This window comes from Pseudarthrobacter enclensis, from assembly GCF_001457025.1.
Classification (GTDB): domain Bacteria; phylum Actinomycetota; class Actinomycetes; order Actinomycetales; family Micrococcaceae; genus Arthrobacter; species Arthrobacter enclensis.
The window spans coordinates 168032-182802 of record NZ_KQ758599.1; the positions used below are offsets into that span (position 1 = coordinate 168032).

Annotated in this window: 14 protein-coding genes; 5 read left to right on the forward strand and 9 right to left on the reverse strand. The window is 68.7% G+C overall.

Going from position 1 to position 14771, the window contains the following annotated elements; genetic code table 11:
- The first annotated feature begins 199 nt into the window (after window positions 1-199).
- Entirely contained in the window at window positions 200-2269 is a 2070-nt protein-coding gene (gene pta, locus AS031_RS00760) for a phosphate acetyltransferase (protein ID WP_058266247.1), read from the forward strand.
- Window positions 2270-2350: 81 nt separating this feature from the next.
- Here pta and AS031_RS00765 read toward each other — a convergent pair whose 3' ends face one another.
- The 3 genes from AS031_RS00765 to AS031_RS00775 all read right to left on the reverse strand — a co-directional run bounded on the left by AS031_RS00765 (window position 2351) and on the right by AS031_RS00775 (window position 4033).
- Window positions 2351-2650, reverse strand: a complete 300-nt coding sequence (locus AS031_RS00765) for a hypothetical protein (RefSeq protein ID WP_058266248.1) — start codon at window positions 2648-2650, stop codon at window positions 2351-2353.
- Window positions 2651-2744: 94 nt separating this feature from the next.
- Window positions 2745-2867: a type B 50S ribosomal protein L36 gene (gene ykgO, locus AS031_RS00770; protein WP_058266249.1), complete on the reverse strand. Its 123-nt coding sequence runs from the start codon at window positions 2865-2867 to the stop codon at window positions 2745-2747.
- Window positions 2864-4033: a GTP-binding protein gene (locus AS031_RS00775; RefSeq protein ID WP_082641911.1), complete on the reverse strand. Its 1170-nt coding sequence runs from the start codon at window positions 4031-4033 to the stop codon at window positions 2864-2866. The genes ykgO and AS031_RS00775 overlap by 4 nt, the downstream gene beginning before the upstream one ends.
- A 114-nt stretch (window positions 4034-4147) precedes the next feature.
- Here AS031_RS00775 and AS031_RS00780 point away from each other — a divergent pair, with 114 nt between their 5' ends.
- Together AS031_RS00780 and AS031_RS00785 are read left to right on the forward strand one after the other, a co-directional pair.
- Window positions 4148-5308: an acetate kinase gene (locus AS031_RS00780; RefSeq protein WP_058266250.1), complete on the forward strand. Its 1161-nt coding sequence runs from the start codon at window positions 4148-4150 to the stop codon at window positions 5306-5308.
- An 8-nt stretch (window positions 5309-5316) separates the two neighbouring features.
- Window positions 5317-5907: a GNAT family N-acetyltransferase gene (locus AS031_RS00785; protein ID WP_058266251.1), complete on the forward strand. Its 591-nt coding sequence runs from the start codon at window positions 5317-5319 to the stop codon at window positions 5905-5907.
- Here the strand turns inward: AS031_RS00785 and AS031_RS00790 are convergent.
- From AS031_RS00790 to AS031_RS00800, 3 genes are all read right to left on the reverse strand, one after another.
- Complete coding sequence (locus AS031_RS00790; protein WP_058266252.1) at window positions 5891-7087, reverse strand: NAD(P)/FAD-dependent oxidoreductase; 1197 nt, start codon at window positions 7085-7087, stop codon at window positions 5891-5893. The two genes, AS031_RS00785 and AS031_RS00790, sit on opposite strands and share 17 nt — an antisense overlap.
- A 4-nt stretch (window positions 7088-7091) precedes the next feature.
- Window positions 7092-7298 (reverse strand): hypervirulence associated TUDOR domain-containing protein, encoded by a 207-nt coding sequence (locus AS031_RS00795; RefSeq protein ID WP_058266253.1) that lies wholly within the window; start codon window positions 7296-7298, stop codon window positions 7092-7094.
- Window positions 7299-7400: 102 nt separating this feature from the next.
- Window positions 7401-9623 (reverse strand): S9 family peptidase, encoded by a 2223-nt coding sequence (locus AS031_RS00800; protein WP_058266254.1) that lies wholly within the window; start codon window positions 9621-9623, stop codon window positions 7401-7403.
- 426 nt (window positions 9624-10049) lie between these two features.
- On the opposite strand from AS031_RS00800, the gene AS031_RS19705 reads away from it, so the two are divergent.
- On the forward strand, window positions 10050-10247 hold the full coding sequence (locus AS031_RS19705; protein ID WP_015938196.1) for a hypothetical protein: 198 nt from the start codon (window positions 10050-10052) through the stop codon (window positions 10245-10247).
- A 221-nt stretch (window positions 10248-10468) separates the two neighbouring features.
- Entirely contained in the window at window positions 10469-10891 is a 423-nt protein-coding gene (locus tag AS031_RS00805) for an Hsp20/alpha crystallin family protein (protein ID WP_058266255.1), read from the forward strand.
- A 390-nt stretch (window positions 10892-11281) separates the two neighbouring features.
- Here the strand turns inward: AS031_RS00805 and AS031_RS00810 are convergent, their stop codons facing one another.
- The 3 genes from AS031_RS00810 to AS031_RS00820 form a co-directional block, all read right to left on the reverse strand.
- A complete protein-coding gene (locus tag AS031_RS00810; RefSeq protein WP_058266256.1) occupies window positions 11282-12199 on the reverse strand; it encodes an NAD(P)H-hydrate dehydratase in 918 nt (305 codons plus the stop codon).
- The gene (locus AS031_RS00815; RefSeq protein WP_058266257.1) at window positions 12183-12974 is read right to left on the reverse strand and encodes a histidine phosphatase family protein; all 792 of its coding nucleotides are present in this window, start codon (window positions 12972-12974) and stop codon (window positions 12183-12185) included. The genes AS031_RS00810 and AS031_RS00815 overlap by 17 nt, the downstream gene beginning before the upstream one ends.
- 83 nt (window positions 12975-13057) lie before the next feature.
- A complete protein-coding gene (locus AS031_RS00820; protein WP_058266258.1) occupies window positions 13058-14743 on the reverse strand; it encodes an alkaline phosphatase D family protein in 1686 nt (561 codons plus the stop codon).
- Between the last annotated feature and the right edge of the window lie 28 nt (window positions 14744-14771).

Sequence of the window (14771 nt, forward strand, 5' to 3'; positions counted from 1 at the left end):
GCGTGCATTCCTGCCCGGTTACTTGGCTGCTCCGGGCGCCAAAGCGGGGGGACACGCCGTCGTCCGCGGCGCGCCGCTTGGTGGGAGGGAAAGCAACCGGGCTGGAACGCACGACGGCGGCACGCACCTTTGTTCTTTGGGGCGCCTGAGGTGCAAGGATGGGAGGGCCGGCACCAGCGAACACAGCAAAGGGCGGACCATGGCCAAGGGCATCTACGTCAGCGCAACCACACCCGGATCGGGCAAGTCACTTGTCGCCTTGGGGGTGGCGGACACCCTGCACCGGCACGCGGACCGGATCGGGTTCTTCAAACCGGTGGTCCAGGGGCCCGTGGCCAGCGAGGATCCCATGGTCACCCTGATGAAGTCCCGGTTCGCGCTGGAGGATGAGCGCTGTCGCGGCGGCCTCACCTACGAGGAAGTGCGGGCCCTGCTGGCGGAGGGCAACCGCGAGGAGATCGATTCGCGCTGCGTCGAGATCTTCGCCGACATCGCCCGGCACTGCGACGTGGTGATCGTGGAGGGAACGGACCTGACCGGCCAGGATGCCGCCGTCGAATTCGACCTGAACGCCCGCCTGGCCAACAACCTCGCCGCGCCCGTCGTGGCCGTGGTGGGTGCTAAGGGCCGGACGGTCAGCGAGGCTGCCGCCGCCGTCGAGGTGGCCCGTAAGGAACTCGCCGCCGAGAAGTGCTCGCTGCTGGCCATCATGGTCAACCGGGCGGACCCGGAAGACGTCGAGGACATCGCCGCCGCCATCAAGCCCGGCGCCTCGAACCGGCCCGTCTACGTCCTGCCCGAGCTGGAGGAGATCGCCAGGCCCACCACCGGCGAAGTGGCGGCCGCGCTGGGCATCCGGCAGATCGCCGGCCAGGCGGACATGGAGCGCGACGTCAAGGACATCAAGGTGGCAGCCATGAACGTGGGCAACTTCCTCAACGTCCTGGACGAGGGGGCGCTGGTGATCGTCCCGGGGGACCGGGCCGACGTGATGGTGGCCTGCCTGGCGTCCTCCTTCTCGCCGGAGTTCCCGGTGGCCTCGGCCCTCATCCTTACCGGCGGGCTGGCGCCGGACGCCAACATCTATCCGCTCCTGGCGCAGGCCCCGTTCCCGGTGTTCGCCGCCTCGGCGGACACCTACACCACCGCCCGCCGGGTGTCCGAAGTCCGCAGCGAGATCTGGTCCGGGCACCGCCGCAAGGTGGCCTCCGCCCTGGGCCTGTGGTCCCGCCGCGTGGACGAAGCCGAACTGGTGGAGCGGCTGCACCTGCCCCGGGCGGAGCGGATGACCCCGCTGCGGTTCCTGCACGACCTGATCGAACGGGCGCGGGCGCAGCGCCGGCACGTGGTCCTGCCGGAGGGCACGGACGTAAGGATCCTCCGGGCCGCCGAGATCCTGCACCGCCGCGACGTGTGCGACCTGACCGTCCTGGGCCCGGAATCGAACGTGCGGGAACTGGCAGCATCCAGAGGCATCGACCTCACCGGGATCACCATCATCGACCCCGCCACCTCGGAACTGCGGCAAAAGTTTGCCGAGAAGTACGCCGAACTGCGGGCGCACAAGGGCGTTGACCTGGGCAAGGCACTGGAAACCATGCAGGACGTGAGCTACTTCGGCACCATGATGGTCCAGCTCGGCGTGGTGGACGGCATGGTGTCCGGCGCAGCGCACACCACAGCGCACACCATCCGCCCGGCGCTCGAGTTCGTGAAGACCCGTGACGGCGTGAAGATCGTCTCCTCGGTGTTCCTGATGCTGATGCCGGACCGGGTGCTGGTCTACGGGGACTGCGCCGTCAACCCGGACCCCAACGTGGAGCAGCTGGCGGACATCGCCCTGGCCTCGGCCGAGACGGCTGCCCAGTTCGGCGTGGAGCCGCGGGTGGCCATGCTGTCCTACTCCACCGGCGGGTCCGGCTCCGGGGAGGCCGTGGACGAGGTACGGCAGGCCACCGAACTGGTCCGCGAGCGCCGCCCGGACCTCGCCGTCGAAGGCCCCATCCAGTACGACGCCGCCGTGGACGCCTCGATTGCCGCGTCCAAGATGCCGGGCTCGTCCGTGGCCGGCCAGGCGACGGTGTTCATCTTCCCGGACCTGAACACCGGCAACAACACCTACAAGGCCGTGCAGCAGAGCTCCGGCGCCGTGGCGGTGGGTCCGGTCCTGCAGGGCCTCCGCAAGCCCGTCAACGACCTCTCCCGCGGCTGCACCGTGGAGGACATCGTGAACACGGTGGCCATCACCGCCATCCAGGCCCAGGCCTGAAGCCTGGCTAGACAAAAAGTACGACGGCGGCACCCGGCTTCTTCACGCAAGCCGGGTGCCGCCGTCGTTCTTTGTGTGCCGCTAGCTGTTGTCCGGTTTGGCCGGGCTCTCCGGGTCTTCTTCCTTGGCCGGTTCATCGGAAAGCCCCTGCGGTGTCAGGTCCAGGCCGTCGCGGTCCTCCGGAGCTTCGGGGGCCTCACCGGTCTCCGCCGCCTTCAGGCCACCGGTGTCGTCCAGCGCCGGGTTGGCGCCTTCGACGCCGGTGGGGTCCTTCGCGCCGGAGCCGGAGCCTGTCCCTTCGCCGGGCCCAAGCGGGGCGGTGCTGCTGGAGCCGGTGTTGGTGGGGTCGTTCTCTTCGCCTGCAGTGGGGTCGTTCGTCACGGGAAGGTCCTCTCGACGTGGTCCAGCCTTGTCCGCCGACTCTAGGCCCCTGCCGCCCCGGGTGGCAATGGGAGCCGGTGCTGTCCGGGCAGCCTCACCCTTGGCGGGCCTTCATCCGCGGGTTCTTTTTGTTGATCACGAAGGTTCTGCCGCCCCGCCGCACGATCTGCGCGCCGGGGATCTTCTTCAGGGCCCGGAGTGAATTTCTGACTTTCATGGTGTGCTCCTTGGGGTGGGGGTCAACGGGTTTTCTTCCTGCTGGCCCGGCGGGTTCAGGCCCGGGCCGGGTTCGAGGTGGAACGGGTCCGGGAGGTTGCCGAAGCCTGCCTCCATCTCCGCGTCCGTCAGTTCGCAGCGGCGCAGCAGGGCGGCGATCTCTGCGGCGTCGAGCCCGTCGCCGGTTGCTGCGATGACGGTGCATCGGTCTCCGTGGACGGGGTGCCAGTCCAGGTGGCCGTCCACATCCTCCAGTGGAGCACCAGCCTCCGGGGTCCGGTCTGCCAGCCAGGGCCCCGTGTTTTCAAGCCAGACGCGGGGGCCGATGCCCTGGATGGCGATCCGGCGCTTGGGTGCGGAGGCGATCCACAGCCTGCCGCGCAGCCAAGTGCACCCTTCGGCGAGGGACGGCAGCGCTTCCTGGAACCTGCGCGGGTGGAGGGGCCGTGCCGACCGGTGGACCACGGTAGTGAAGGGTGGCGTAGCGGACGACGCCGGGATGCGCACCGCGCCGGGGTTTGAGCGTCCCAGCGCTTCCCGGCAGTCATGGCTGCCCGGGCGGATGTCGCCGTGTCCGGCCGCGATGTGGGCGTGCGGTGCCAGTTCCGGGATGAGCTGGAGGCCCCGGCGGCGCATCGCGGGGTCGGCGGGGACCACGTCGGGCTCGGCCAGCAGGACGGTGTCGCTGAAGCAGAGTTCACCCAGCAGGAACTCGCCCGGCGTCCGGTGGTCCTCCGGGGCGGCGGTGAAGCCGGACTCGAACAGCGTGTGGCGGTCCCAGATGTGGTCCTCCAGTGCATCCGGGGCGCAGGCCAGGACGGCATTGGCGACTTCGGCGCCGGGAAGCCCGCGCTGCAGGGCTCCGATGGCGGCTTCCAGGGACACTCCCGGCGGGAGGCCGAGGATGGCTGTCCGCTCGCCGCGTTCAATCAGCCGTTCCACGGTGGGAACAATATCCAGTCGGACCGTGCAGCTGAGGCAGCCGTGCTCAAGGTGCGTTTCCGTCCGTTCGAGGATTTCCCGGCCGCGGACCAGCCTCCGGATGACCAGTCCGTTTTCCAGCAGGTCGTGGAGGACCATGACCGTGCCCGGGTTCTCTTCGGCCAGGGCGTCGCAGGCCTGCTGGCGGCACAGGGCGTCCAGGGAGCTGATCAAAGTGAGTTGCATGCCCACGACTCTAATGAGAATGATTCTCATATACAAGTTGGGTGCAGGGTTCCCGGATGCCGCGGCACCTATAGTGGGGTTTGAACTGCAGACGCCAGGCTCAGGAGGCCCCGCATGCTCGTGCTCGTCATCAACTCCGGTTCGTCCTCGCTCAAGTACCAGGTGCGCGATGTTGCCGCCGGGTCGGTCCTGACGGAGGGGCTGATCGAGAAGATCGGCCAGGGGAACGGCGGTGACGGCGACGGCGAGGTCACCGGCCCCCGGGACCACGCGGAGGCGCTGGAGCAGGTGGAGTCGGCCATCCATGAGGAGCTGGGCGACCTTGAACTGGGAGCCGTGGGACACCGCGTGGTGCACGGCGGGGAACGGTTCGCCGAGCCGGTGCTGATCGACAACGAGATCACCCGCGCCATCGAACGGCTCAACCCGCTGGCGCCGCTGCACAACCCGGCCAACGTCCTGGGCATCCGTGCCATCACCAGGAAATGGCCGGACATGCCGCAGGTCGCGGTGTTCGATACGGCCTTCCACCGCACCCTGCCCGAGCACGCCTGGCGCTATGCCGTCCCGGACGAGCTGTACACCAACCACGGCATCCGCCGCTACGGCTTCCACGGCACCTCGCACGAGTACGTTGCGCGCCGCGCCGCCACGCTGCTGGACCTGCCGCTGGAGGAGTTCGACGGCGTCATCGCCCACCTGGGCAACGGCGCCTCCGTCACGGCCATCCAGGGCGGACGGTCCGTGGACACCTCCATGGGGTTCACCCCGCTCGAAGGACTGGTGATGGGCACCCGGTCCGGCGACCTGGACCCGTCCATCCTGGTGTTCCTGGGCCGGGCCGGCTGGACCCCGGAAGACATCGACTCCATGCTCAACCGGGAATCCGGACTCAAGAGCCTGGCCGGGAACAATGACATGCGCTCCGTGGTGGAAGCCGCGGAGGACGGCAACGCCAGGGCCGCCATGGCGCTCGCGGTGGCCTCCTACCGGCTGGCCAAGTACATCGGCGGCTACCACGTGGCCGTCGGCGGGGCCAAGGCGCTGGTGTTCACCGCGGGCATCGGCGAGAACTCCCACCAGTTCCGTGCGCTGGTGGCGGACCGGCTGGGGGCGCTGGGCATCGAGGTCGACGCCGGCCTGAACGAAGAGCGGTCCAAGGAACCGCGGGTGATCAGCACCAGCCAGTCGGCCATCCCCGTCCTGGTGGTGCCCACGGACGAGGAACGGGCCATCGCCGAGGCAACGGCCGGCGTCGTGAGCGAATCCCGCTAGCCACGGCCATGCCGGACATCGAGCTGCCCGTCCTCACCGACCGGCTGGTCCTGCGCCGCTTCGAAGCCGGCGACCTCGACGCGTTCTACGCCTACCACTCGCTGCCGGAAACCGCACGGTTCCTGCCCGGCCCGCCCAAGACGTACACCAAGGCCATGGAGTACGTGGGCCGGTACGCCAACTTTGTGTTCCAGAAGGAGGGGGACTGGCTGTGCCTGGCCGTTGAGGGCCGGGACCGGCCGGGCCTGCTGGGCGAGGTGGTCCTCAAGTGGCTTCCCGGGCAGGGGCAGGCAGAGGTGGGCTGGTCCCTGGCCCCGGAGGCGCGCGGCAAGGGGTACGCCGCCGAAGCAGCGGGAGCGGTCCTGGACCTCGGATTCGGGGAGCTCGGCCTGCACCGCGTCGAGGCGCGGCTGGATGAACTCAACACGGCCTCCGCGGCCCTGTGCACCCGGCTGGGGATGCGCCTGGAGGCCAGGCACGTGGAAAAATGGTTCTACAAGGACCAGTGGGCCACCGAACTGATTTACGCCGTGCTGGCGGAGGAATGGCGCGCGGAGGACGTTCCGGTCTCCGGCGGCAACCCTATGCCCGGCCCTTGAGGATCAGGTTCCAGTACACCTGCGGGAAGATGTCCCGGTCCACCACCCAGGACAGCCTGCTCTCGTTCCACGTGGGGACGCGGGGGATGGTGGGCATGGGCCGGTACCGGTCGTCGAACTCGGCGAACACCACGGTGTCGCGGGACACGGTGAACGGGCACACCGAGTAGCCGTTGTACTTTTCGGTGGGCGCCTTTCCCTTCCGGGCGGCCACCAGGTTCTTGGCCAGCACCTTGGTCTGCTTGCGCAGGGCGCCGCCGGCCTTGGAGTTGCTGGTGGCGGCGGCATCGCCCAGGGACCAGATGTTCGGGTAGCGGAGGTGGCGGAGCGTCTGCCGGTCCACCTCCACGAACCCGCCCTTGTCCGACGCCGCCGGCAGGTCCGTGGCCTTCAGCCAGTTCGGCGCTGACTGCGGCGGGACGGCGTTGAGGACGTCGTACCGCAGGGTTTCCTCGCTGCCGGTCTTGAGGTTCCGGACCGTGGCCTCCCGGCCGGCGGCGTCCACGGACACCAGTTCGCTGTCGGTCCACAGCTCGATGCCGTACTCGGCGATCTTGCGGTCCAGTTCCCGGTCCACTTCCGGGACGCCGAACACCGTGGGGTACGGCTGGACCATCACCACCCTGATCTTGTCCAGCACCCCCTGCTGCCGCCAGTAGTCGCAGGCAAGGTACATCGGTTTCTGGCTGGCGCCGCCGCACTTGATGGGCCCGGCAGGCATGGTGAACACCGCGGTGCCTTCGGTGAGGCCGCTAAGGAGGGTCCACGCCTTCGGGGCAAGGTCGAACTCGTAGTGCGTTGCCCCGTGCGGTGAATGGACCGCCGCGGCCAGGCCCGGCACGTCATCCCAGTCGAACTGCAGTCCCGGGCACACCACCAGCTGGCCGTAGGCCACGGTGGCGCCGGACGCCAGGGTGACCGTGTTGCTGTTCCCGTCCACGTCCACGGCGCTGTCCCGGATCCAGGAGACGCCCTTCGGGGTGACCGACTCCTGGGTCCGGACCGCCTCTTTTGCCTGCGCCCGGCCGCCGGCGATGTGCGAGAACAGGGGCTGGTAAAGGTGGTGCTCCTTGGGCTCGATCAGCCCAATGTCCTTGACCCCGTACCGTTCCAGGCGCGCCGCCAGTGACACCCCCGCATTGCCGCCGCCGATGATGACCACCTCGTGCTGAGCGGCCACGGCGCTACTTCTTTTCGGTCAGTGCCGAGGCCTTGTGCGCTGCCCGGGCTCCGGTCTTGTCCGACTCCACCACGTACTGCGGCTCGTCCTCGCTGGCGCGGTGGGTGTTGCCGTCCAGCTCGAAATCGCTGGTCTTCTTCTCCACGATCTTGCCGTGCGTCTTGCCCTGGGAAGTGTTCCATTCCACTTTTGTTCCCTTGCTGAGTGACATCGTTGCTCCTTCGGCATGCGCTGGCAGAAAACAGGTGCCCCACAATCGTAAGCATGGTGATCATTTATGGATACCCGCGGAGGGCGCCTGAGGCGGCGCCTTTTACTTCAGCCCGGCCCCCGGGAGCAGCTCCGTGGCGCCCAGGGAGTCGGCGATGAACGCGTAATCCCAAGCCCGTTCGCGCCATTGCACGTACCGGCCGGACGCGCCGCCGTGGCCGCCGTCCATCTCGATCTTCATGAGGATCGGCTCGGATCCCGTGGTCCTGTTGCGCAGTTCCTGCACCCACTTGGCGGGCTCCACGTAGAGGACGCGGGTGTCGTTGAAGGACGTGACGGCGGCGATCCTGGGGTACGCCACCTCCCGCACGTTCTCGTAGGGGGAGTAGGACTTCATGTAGGCGTAGGCCTCTGGATCGGTGATTGGGTTGCCCCATTCCTCCCACTCCAGGGCGGACAGCGGCAGGTCCGGGTCCAGGATGCTGGTGAGCGGGTCCACGAACGGCACCTGCGCCACAACGGCGGCGTACTTCTCCGGCGCCATGTTGGCGATGGCGCCCATCAGCAGGCCGCCGGCCGAGCCGCCCAGGGCCGCAATCCGGGCCGGGTCCACCCAACCCGAGCCGGCCAGCCAGTCCGTGGCGGCGATGAAGTCCGTGAAGGTGTTCTTCTTGGTGAGCTTCTTGCCGTCCTCGTACCAGTGCCGGCCCAGTTCGCCGCCGCCGCGGATGTGCGCGATCACGAACACCACGCCGCGGTCCAGCAGGGACAGCCGGGCGATGCCGAAGCCCGGGTCCATGCTCATCTCATAGGAGCCGTACCCGTACACCAGGCCGGCCGCCGTCGAATCCTGCTTGATGCTCTTGTGCCGCAGGACGGAGAGCGGAATGCGGGTGCCGTCCGCCGCCGTCGCCCATTCCCTGGAGGCGATGTAATCGCTGCCGTCGTAGCCGCCCAGGACGGGGCTTTCCTTGCGCAGCAGCAGTTCGCCGGCGGGCTGTTCGGCAGTGGGCAGGACGAAGTCGTAGATGCGCGACGGCGTGAAGTAGGACGTGTAGCCCAGCCGGATCACCGGCGCCTCGTAGTCCGAGCCGCCCACCCCGGCGGTGTACAGCTCCTCGTCGAACGCCGGCTCCACCGGTTCCTGCTGCACCGGCGTGCCCAGTCCGGCCAGGCCCAACACCTGGACGCGCTCGATGGTGTCCTTGCGGATGGACACGATGAGGTGGGTGGAGGTGACGCCGGCGCCGTTGACGCGGACGTCGTCGGAATGCTCGACGACGGTCTGCCATGCCTGGTCTGCCAGCGGCTTGGCGAGCTCGGCCGGGTCCGCCAGGGAGACCATGGAGTTGATGGCGCCGCGGTTGTGCGTGAGCAGGACCTTTTCTTCGCCGTCGAGCAGGAACGGCTCGGCCTCGTACAGGACGCGTTCGTCCCTGGAGATGACGGTGGTGACCTGCTGGGCGGGGTCGTCGAAGCGGAGCAGCCTGGTTTCGCTGTACTCGGAGCAGCCGATGCCCAGGACCAGGTGGCGCCGGTCCGCCGAGAGTTCGAAGCCCAGCCACATGGCGGGGTCGTCCTCCTGGTAGATCACCGTGTCCTCGCTGACGTCCGTGCCCAGGACGTGCGCCTTCACCTGGTAGGGGCGCCAGGACTCGTCCACCACCGTGTAGAAGATACGGGTGCCGTCCGGGGAAAAGGTGACGCCATAGAAGATGTTCTCCAGGACGTCCGGCAGCAGTTCGCCGGTGCGGAGGTCCTTGATGCGCAGGGTGAAGCGCTCGTCGCCGGAGTTGTCCACGGCGTAGGCGTAGAGGGTGCCGTCCACCGTCACCGCGGTACCGCCGATGGAGAAGAACGGCTTGCCTTCGGCTTCGACGTTGCCGTCCAGCAGGACTTCCTCGCCGGGGATATCCACCCCGGGCTCGACGGCGGGCGGCGTCCAGTCGGCGATCCTGTCGCCGGTATCCGCGGCGCGGACGCGGCACTGGATGCCGTATTCCTTGCCTTCCACGGAGCGGCTGAAGTACCACCAGCCGTCCTTGCGGTGCGGAACCGAGAGGTCCGTTTCCTGGGTGCGGCCCTTGATCTCCTGGAAGATCGCCTCGCGCAGCGGTTCCTGGTGCGCGGTGACGGCTTCCTGGTAGGCGTTCTCCGCCTTCAGGTGTGCCACCACCTCGGCGGACTCCTTGTCCCGCAGCCATTCGTAGTTGTCCACGAACGTGTCCCCGTGGTGCGTCCGTTCGAGGGGGACCCTTTTGGCCACGGGAGGAGTGGCGGCGGACGCGGGGGTGCTGGTGGAATCCTGCAGCGGAGTGGAGGTCATGGATTCAATATATAGACCGGGCACCTCACTGTGGCCGCCGTTCGCTGATGGGGAAGAACCCCCCCCGGTTGCCCTATCACTTTGGGCTCCTAAAACCCGGGTTTAGGGACCAAAAGTGATAGCGCATCCGGGGTTGCCGGTGCTTGGCGGGGGGGGTGCCCCGGACCGCAGGCCCCGGCCTGGCACTTGGGACGACTGGCGGGGCCGCCGGGGCGGGGCGGACGGACTGGACGCGGCGCACGGTGGCGACCTCCCGCCGTCGTGATGCTCCATCACTTTGGGCTCCTAAAACTCGGGTTTAGGGACCAAAAGTGATAGCGCAACCGGGGAGGGGTGGGAGCGAGGGGCAAGCCTGTTGGGAGGGAGGCGGCAGGCGTATCGTGGTCAGTTCCAGTCACATCCGCCCAGCGTGAGAAGGGAAGTTCCATGACCATCCCGCCAGTGCACGAACCGTCGCCGTTCCCGCCCGAGCCCGGGCCCGACCCCACCTCGCCTGATCCGACGCAGCCCGGCCATCCCGGCCCGCCTGCCCCCAGCCCGTTCCCCACCCCCGAACCGCCGGGGCCGCTGCCCGTGCCGGATCCCGGCCCGGCGCCGCTGCGGCCCGATCCCACCCGGGACTGACCCCGGACAAGATCCGCCAACAAGGGCCCTCCGCACTCCGGTGTTGAGGGCCCTTTCCCATGCCGGGAAGACCTGCCGGGGGCCGAAAAAATGTGGTCAAAAAGTCTTGCCGAAGGGCTTGCAGACCTATGCCCTGAGTGCTAAAAAATCTATATCAGCCACCACAGATCGGCTGAGACCAAAAACTACAATGTTGGACCACTCTTATGAGGAGGAAAGCCATGTTGATGCGAACCGATCCGTTCCGCGAGCTGGACAGGCTGGCCCAGCAGGTCCTCGGCACCACGGCCCGTCCGGCAGCGATGCCCATGGACGCCTGGCGGGAGGATCACGACTTTGTCGTCGCCTTCGACCTGCCCGGGGTCACGCCGGAATCGGTGGACCTGGATGTGGAACGGAACGTCCTCACAGTGCGGGCGGAACGTCCTGACCCGGCCGGCAAGGACACGGAACTGATCGCCTCCGAACGGCCGCGCGGTGTGTTCAGCCGCCAGTTGATCCTCGGCGACACCCTGGACACGGAAAACGTCAAAGCCAGCTACGACGCCGGCGTCCTGACGCTCCGGATCCCGGTCGCCGAGAAGGCCAAGCCGCGCAAGATCGAAATCGAGACGAAGGGAGCAAAACAGGAGATCGCAGCGTAGATTCCCACAGGATCGGGGCGCCGGCCTTAGTGTTGACTGCCTTTCTTGGGCGATTCGCCACTCTGTGCACGCCACAGCGCCAAACAGCGCACCGGCAGCTTGTGCCGCGCGCCCCGATACGGCGGCTCCCGGCTCCGGCCGGGGGCCGTCCAAGTTACCGGCGGGGATGCCTTGTGGTGGCGGACCCTGCGGTGTAGAACGAGAGGTACCGGGAGGATCCGAACGCGTTGTATCTGCCAGTTTTGGGCGATTGCCGTTACGGAACGCCACAGCGCCGGTAGCGCATCGGCAGTTGCGAGTGATCCCCTCCGAGACGATGGCCCTCCGCGTTGATGCAGGGGGCCATCCGCTTGCCCCGGCACAGCACCCCTAATCCGGGGACAGCAGGGTTCAGGTGCCCAGTTCCAGCATCAGCGCCGGCAGTTCATCGGACAGTTCGCGGGCCAGGAACCCCAGCGGCCCCATCCGGCTCGCCAGCCGGTCCGCCGCCGCCGCGTGCAGGTGCGTTCCCCAGCAGGCGGCCTGCGCGGCAGTGGTGCCGCGCGCCCTCAACCCGGCGATCGTGCCGGCCAGGACGTCCCCGCTGCCCGAGGTGCCCAGCCCGCCGTAGCCGGTGGTGATCTTCCACAGCTGCGCGTCCTGCCCGTCACCGCCCGGCGCGGCAATCAGTCCCTGGCAGCTCACCACCGCACCGTAGCGGTTGGCGATGTCCAGGACGTCCGCTTCCAGGTCTTCCGGGTCCCGGCCCAGCAGGATGCCGGCCTCCGTGGGGTTCGGCGTCAGGATCAGCCGGCCGCGCCAGGGCCCCAGCCTGTCCTCCAAGGGTCCCAGCGCACCCAGGGCGAACGCATCGAGGACGACGGCGGCGCCTCCGCCGGAGCCTTCCGAACCTTTGGATTCCTCCCGTTCCAGCAGGGCCTGCAACAGCTCTCCGGCAAGGTCCTGGTCGTCAAGGCCGGGCCCCACCAGGACGGCGTCCGCCTTGTCCAGGTAGGAGGCGATCCGGTCAACGCCCCCGGCGGTGACCGACCCGCCGTCAGTCTCCGGCATCCCCACGGCACCGCACTCCGGCACCGCAACTCCCACCTGCCCCGCCACCGAGGCGGCAACGGCCAGGGTCAGTTTTCCCGCCCCTGCGCGCAGCGCCGCCGTCCCGGCCAGGACCGCAGCCCCCGGGGTGGCCCGGGCGCCGCCCACCACCAGCACCGCCCCGCGTGAGTACTTGTCCTCGCCCGGGGCCGGCAGGCGCCAATCCCGGAGCAGGGACGGCGTGACCAGGGTGGGGCCGGAGTCACCGGGGGCGGACATTGGCATCCCCGCCGTGCTCGGTGACGGCCACGCCCTGCTCGGCCAGGTGGTCCGCCACGTTGAAGCTTTCCAGCTTCCAGGGACCCTCGCTGGCGGGGCGCACATACTTGGTGATGGACGCGTTCAGGATCGAGGTGCCGGCAGCCAGGTCCAGCAGCTCCTGCTCCGACATCCCCTCGATCACATAGCGGAACAGCATGATCACCGCATCGTGGCAGACCAGCATGACGCGGTGCCCGGTGCCCAGGTTGTTCAGCTCATCCAGCACAGACCGAATCCGCAGGGCGACGTCCGCCCACGATTCCCCGCCCGGCGGCCGGTAGTAGAGCTTGCCAAGCCAGGACCGGCGCTCGGCTTCCTCCGGGTACCGCGTCTCCACGCCCAGCCGTGTCAGCCGGTCGAGGATGCCCAGTTCACGGTCGCGGAGCCGCTCGTCCACCTGGACCTTCACGGACCAGCCGGCTGCATCCACAGCGGTCTGCGCGGTCTGCAGCGCCCGGGCGTAGGGCGAGGACACCACGGCGTCCGGCCGGAACTCCTCGGCGATCCGGGCCAGGGCGTTTCCCAAGGCCGTGGCCTGCTCCCGTCCGACGCCGGAGAGGTTGACGTCCGCGTCCCGCGCCGGGACGTCGATCACCTCCGCGCCGGCAAGGTGCGCCTCCGTGGCCGCGACGTTGCCTTCGCTCTCGCCGTGACGGATCAGCAGCAGCTCCACCGCGCCGGACTCCTGCACCGCCTCGGTCAGCCCGTCGTCGTCCGTTGCATGGCCGTCCACACAATCACCCCGTCCGTTTCCGTCCAGAATCCAGGAACACTACCAGCGGCGTACCCAGGGCGCGGGGAGGCTAAACGGACGGGCTACCGCTCCGGGGTGAGGACCTTGGAGAACACGGTGGCGCCGTTCGCGTTCCGGAGGCTGGCCGTGAAGCTGTTGTCCTCGCCCAGCTGGACGTGCCCGAAGAACTGGTTTTCGCCGTCGCGCGGTGATTCCCCGGCGAAGCGGCCTGCCTTGGAGAACACCACCTCGGGGCCGAACGTGCCGTCCATCGCGTTGGGGCCGAAGGAGCCGGCGGCGATGGGCCCGGCCACGAACTCCCAGAACGGATCGAAGTCGGTGAACGCTGCCCGCTCGGGGGAGTAGTGGTGGGCGGCGCAGTAGTGGACGTCGGCGGTCAGCCACACCACGTTCTTCACGCGGTTCCTCTTGAACGCGCTGAGCACCCCGGCGATCTCCAGCTCACGGCCCAGGGGCGCGCCGTTGTCCCGGTTGGCCAGGCTTTCCTGGTTCACCGCGCCGTCCGGGACGACGATGCCCAGCGGCAGGTCGGCCGCGATTACCTTCCACGTGGCCTTGGACTTCGAGACCTCCCGGATCAGCCAGTCCACCTGCTCCTGGCCCAGGATGTTGGTGGTATAGGCCTCCTTGCCGTCCGTGTTCGGCGATTTGAACGTGCGCATGTCGAGGCAGAAGATGTCCAGCTGAGGGCCGCGGGAGATTTTCCGGTAGATGCGGGCCGGCTGGTACTGGCCGGCGTCGTCGAACGTGCCGGGCCGCCACAGTGCGCTGCTGTCCGCGATGGGCATGTTCTCCTGCCAGGCCTGCCGGCCGCGGGCGGCGAGGGTGTTGACGTCCCGGACGGTGTAGCGGGGATCGTCCAGGACCTCACCCGGGTACCAGTTGTTGGTGGTCTCATGGTCATCCCAGTTGGCGATCACCGGCACGTCGGCGAACATGGCGCGCATGTTGGCGTCCAGGGAGTTGTAGCGGTGCCGGCCGCGGAATTCGGTGAGCGTTTCGGCCACCTTGGACACTTCCTCGGTCACCAGGTTCCGCCACACCTGCCCGTCCTTTTCCACTACGGTCTCGGCGATGGGCCCGTCCGCGTACACGGTGTCGCCGGAGTGGATGAAGAAGTCGGGACGGGTCTGGTGCATGGCCCGGTAGCCGCGCATGCCGCCGATCTCCTCGTTGATGCCCCAGCCCTGGCCGGCGGTGTCCCCGGTCCACACGAAGCTTTGCGCGTACGACGCCGGGACGTTGCCGCCGTTGCCCGTCCCGCCGGTGCGGCCCTTGCCGTTGACCGCGCCGGTGTCCGGGGCCGTGCGGAAGGTGCCGCGGACCGTTTCACCTGCCGCGCCGCCGTCGTCCTCGAAGCTGATTTCCAGCGCAAACCTGGTGTTGGAGGGCAGGTTGCCGGCATGGATCTTGGCGGTGAAGTCGGACGCCTGGGTGGCCCGGGGACCGCGGAGGACCCGCTCAAAGGCGCCGCGCCCGCGCAGGACCTGCCCGGCGTCGTCCACTGCCCGCAGGACCGCCTGCATCCGGCCTGCCGCAGAGGCCCGGGACCACAGGACCGCCGAGTCCGAGGTGACGTCCCCGGTGGCGATCCCGCTGGGCAGGGTAAGCCGGTTGCGGACCAGGGCCACAGTCCCGGGGGACTGCCGGATGGCCGGTGCTGCGGCGTTCGCGGCGGCGGGGACGGAGGCGAGGGCGGCTGCGAGCACGGACCCCTTGACGACGGTGCGGCGGGAAAGATCAGTCATGCCGGCCAGCTTTCCGCTGCCAGGCACA

What these genes read in the sequence shown, in the direction of transcription:
- AS031_RS00805 (WP_058266255.1), top strand. Translation starts at nt 10,469, where the DNA reads ATGTTGATGCGAACCGATCCGTTCCGCGAGCTGGACAGGCTGGCCCAG.
- AS031_RS19705 (WP_015938196.1), top strand. Translation starts at nt 10,050, where the DNA reads ATGACCATCCCGCCAGTGCACGAACCGTCGCCGTTCCCGCCCGAGCCC.
- AS031_RS00810 (WP_058266256.1), bottom strand. Translation starts at nt 12,199, where the DNA reads ATGTCCGCCCCCGGTGACTCCGGCCCCACCCTGGTCACGCCGTCCCTG.
- AS031_RS00820 (WP_058266258.1), bottom strand. Translation starts at nt 14,743, where the DNA reads ATGACTGATCTTTCCCGCCGCACCGTCGTCAAGGGGTCCGTGCTCGCA.
- AS031_RS00800 (WP_058266254.1), bottom strand. Translation starts at nt 9,623, where the DNA reads ATGACCTCCACTCCGCTGCAGGATTCCACCAGCACCCCCGCGTCCGCC.
- pta (WP_058266247.1), top strand. Translation starts at nt 200, where the DNA reads ATGGCCAAGGGCATCTACGTCAGCGCAACCACACCCGGATCGGGCAAG.
- AS031_RS00785 (WP_058266251.1), top strand. Translation starts at nt 5,317, where the DNA reads ATGCCGGACATCGAGCTGCCCGTCCTCACCGACCGGCTGGTCCTGCGC.
- AS031_RS00795 (WP_058266253.1), bottom strand. Translation starts at nt 7,298, where the DNA reads ATGTCACTCAGCAAGGGAACAAAAGTGGAATGGAACACTTCCCAGGGC.
- AS031_RS00780 (WP_058266250.1), top strand. Translation starts at nt 4,148, where the DNA reads ATGCTCGTGCTCGTCATCAACTCCGGTTCGTCCTCGCTCAAGTACCAG.
- ykgO (WP_058266249.1), bottom strand. Translation starts at nt 2,867, where the DNA reads ATGAAAGTCAGAAATTCACTCCGGGCCCTGAAGAAGATCCCCGGCGCG.
- AS031_RS00775 (WP_082641911.1), bottom strand. Translation starts at nt 4,033, where the DNA reads ATGCAACTCACTTTGATCAGCTCCCTGGACGCCCTGTGCCGCCAGCAG.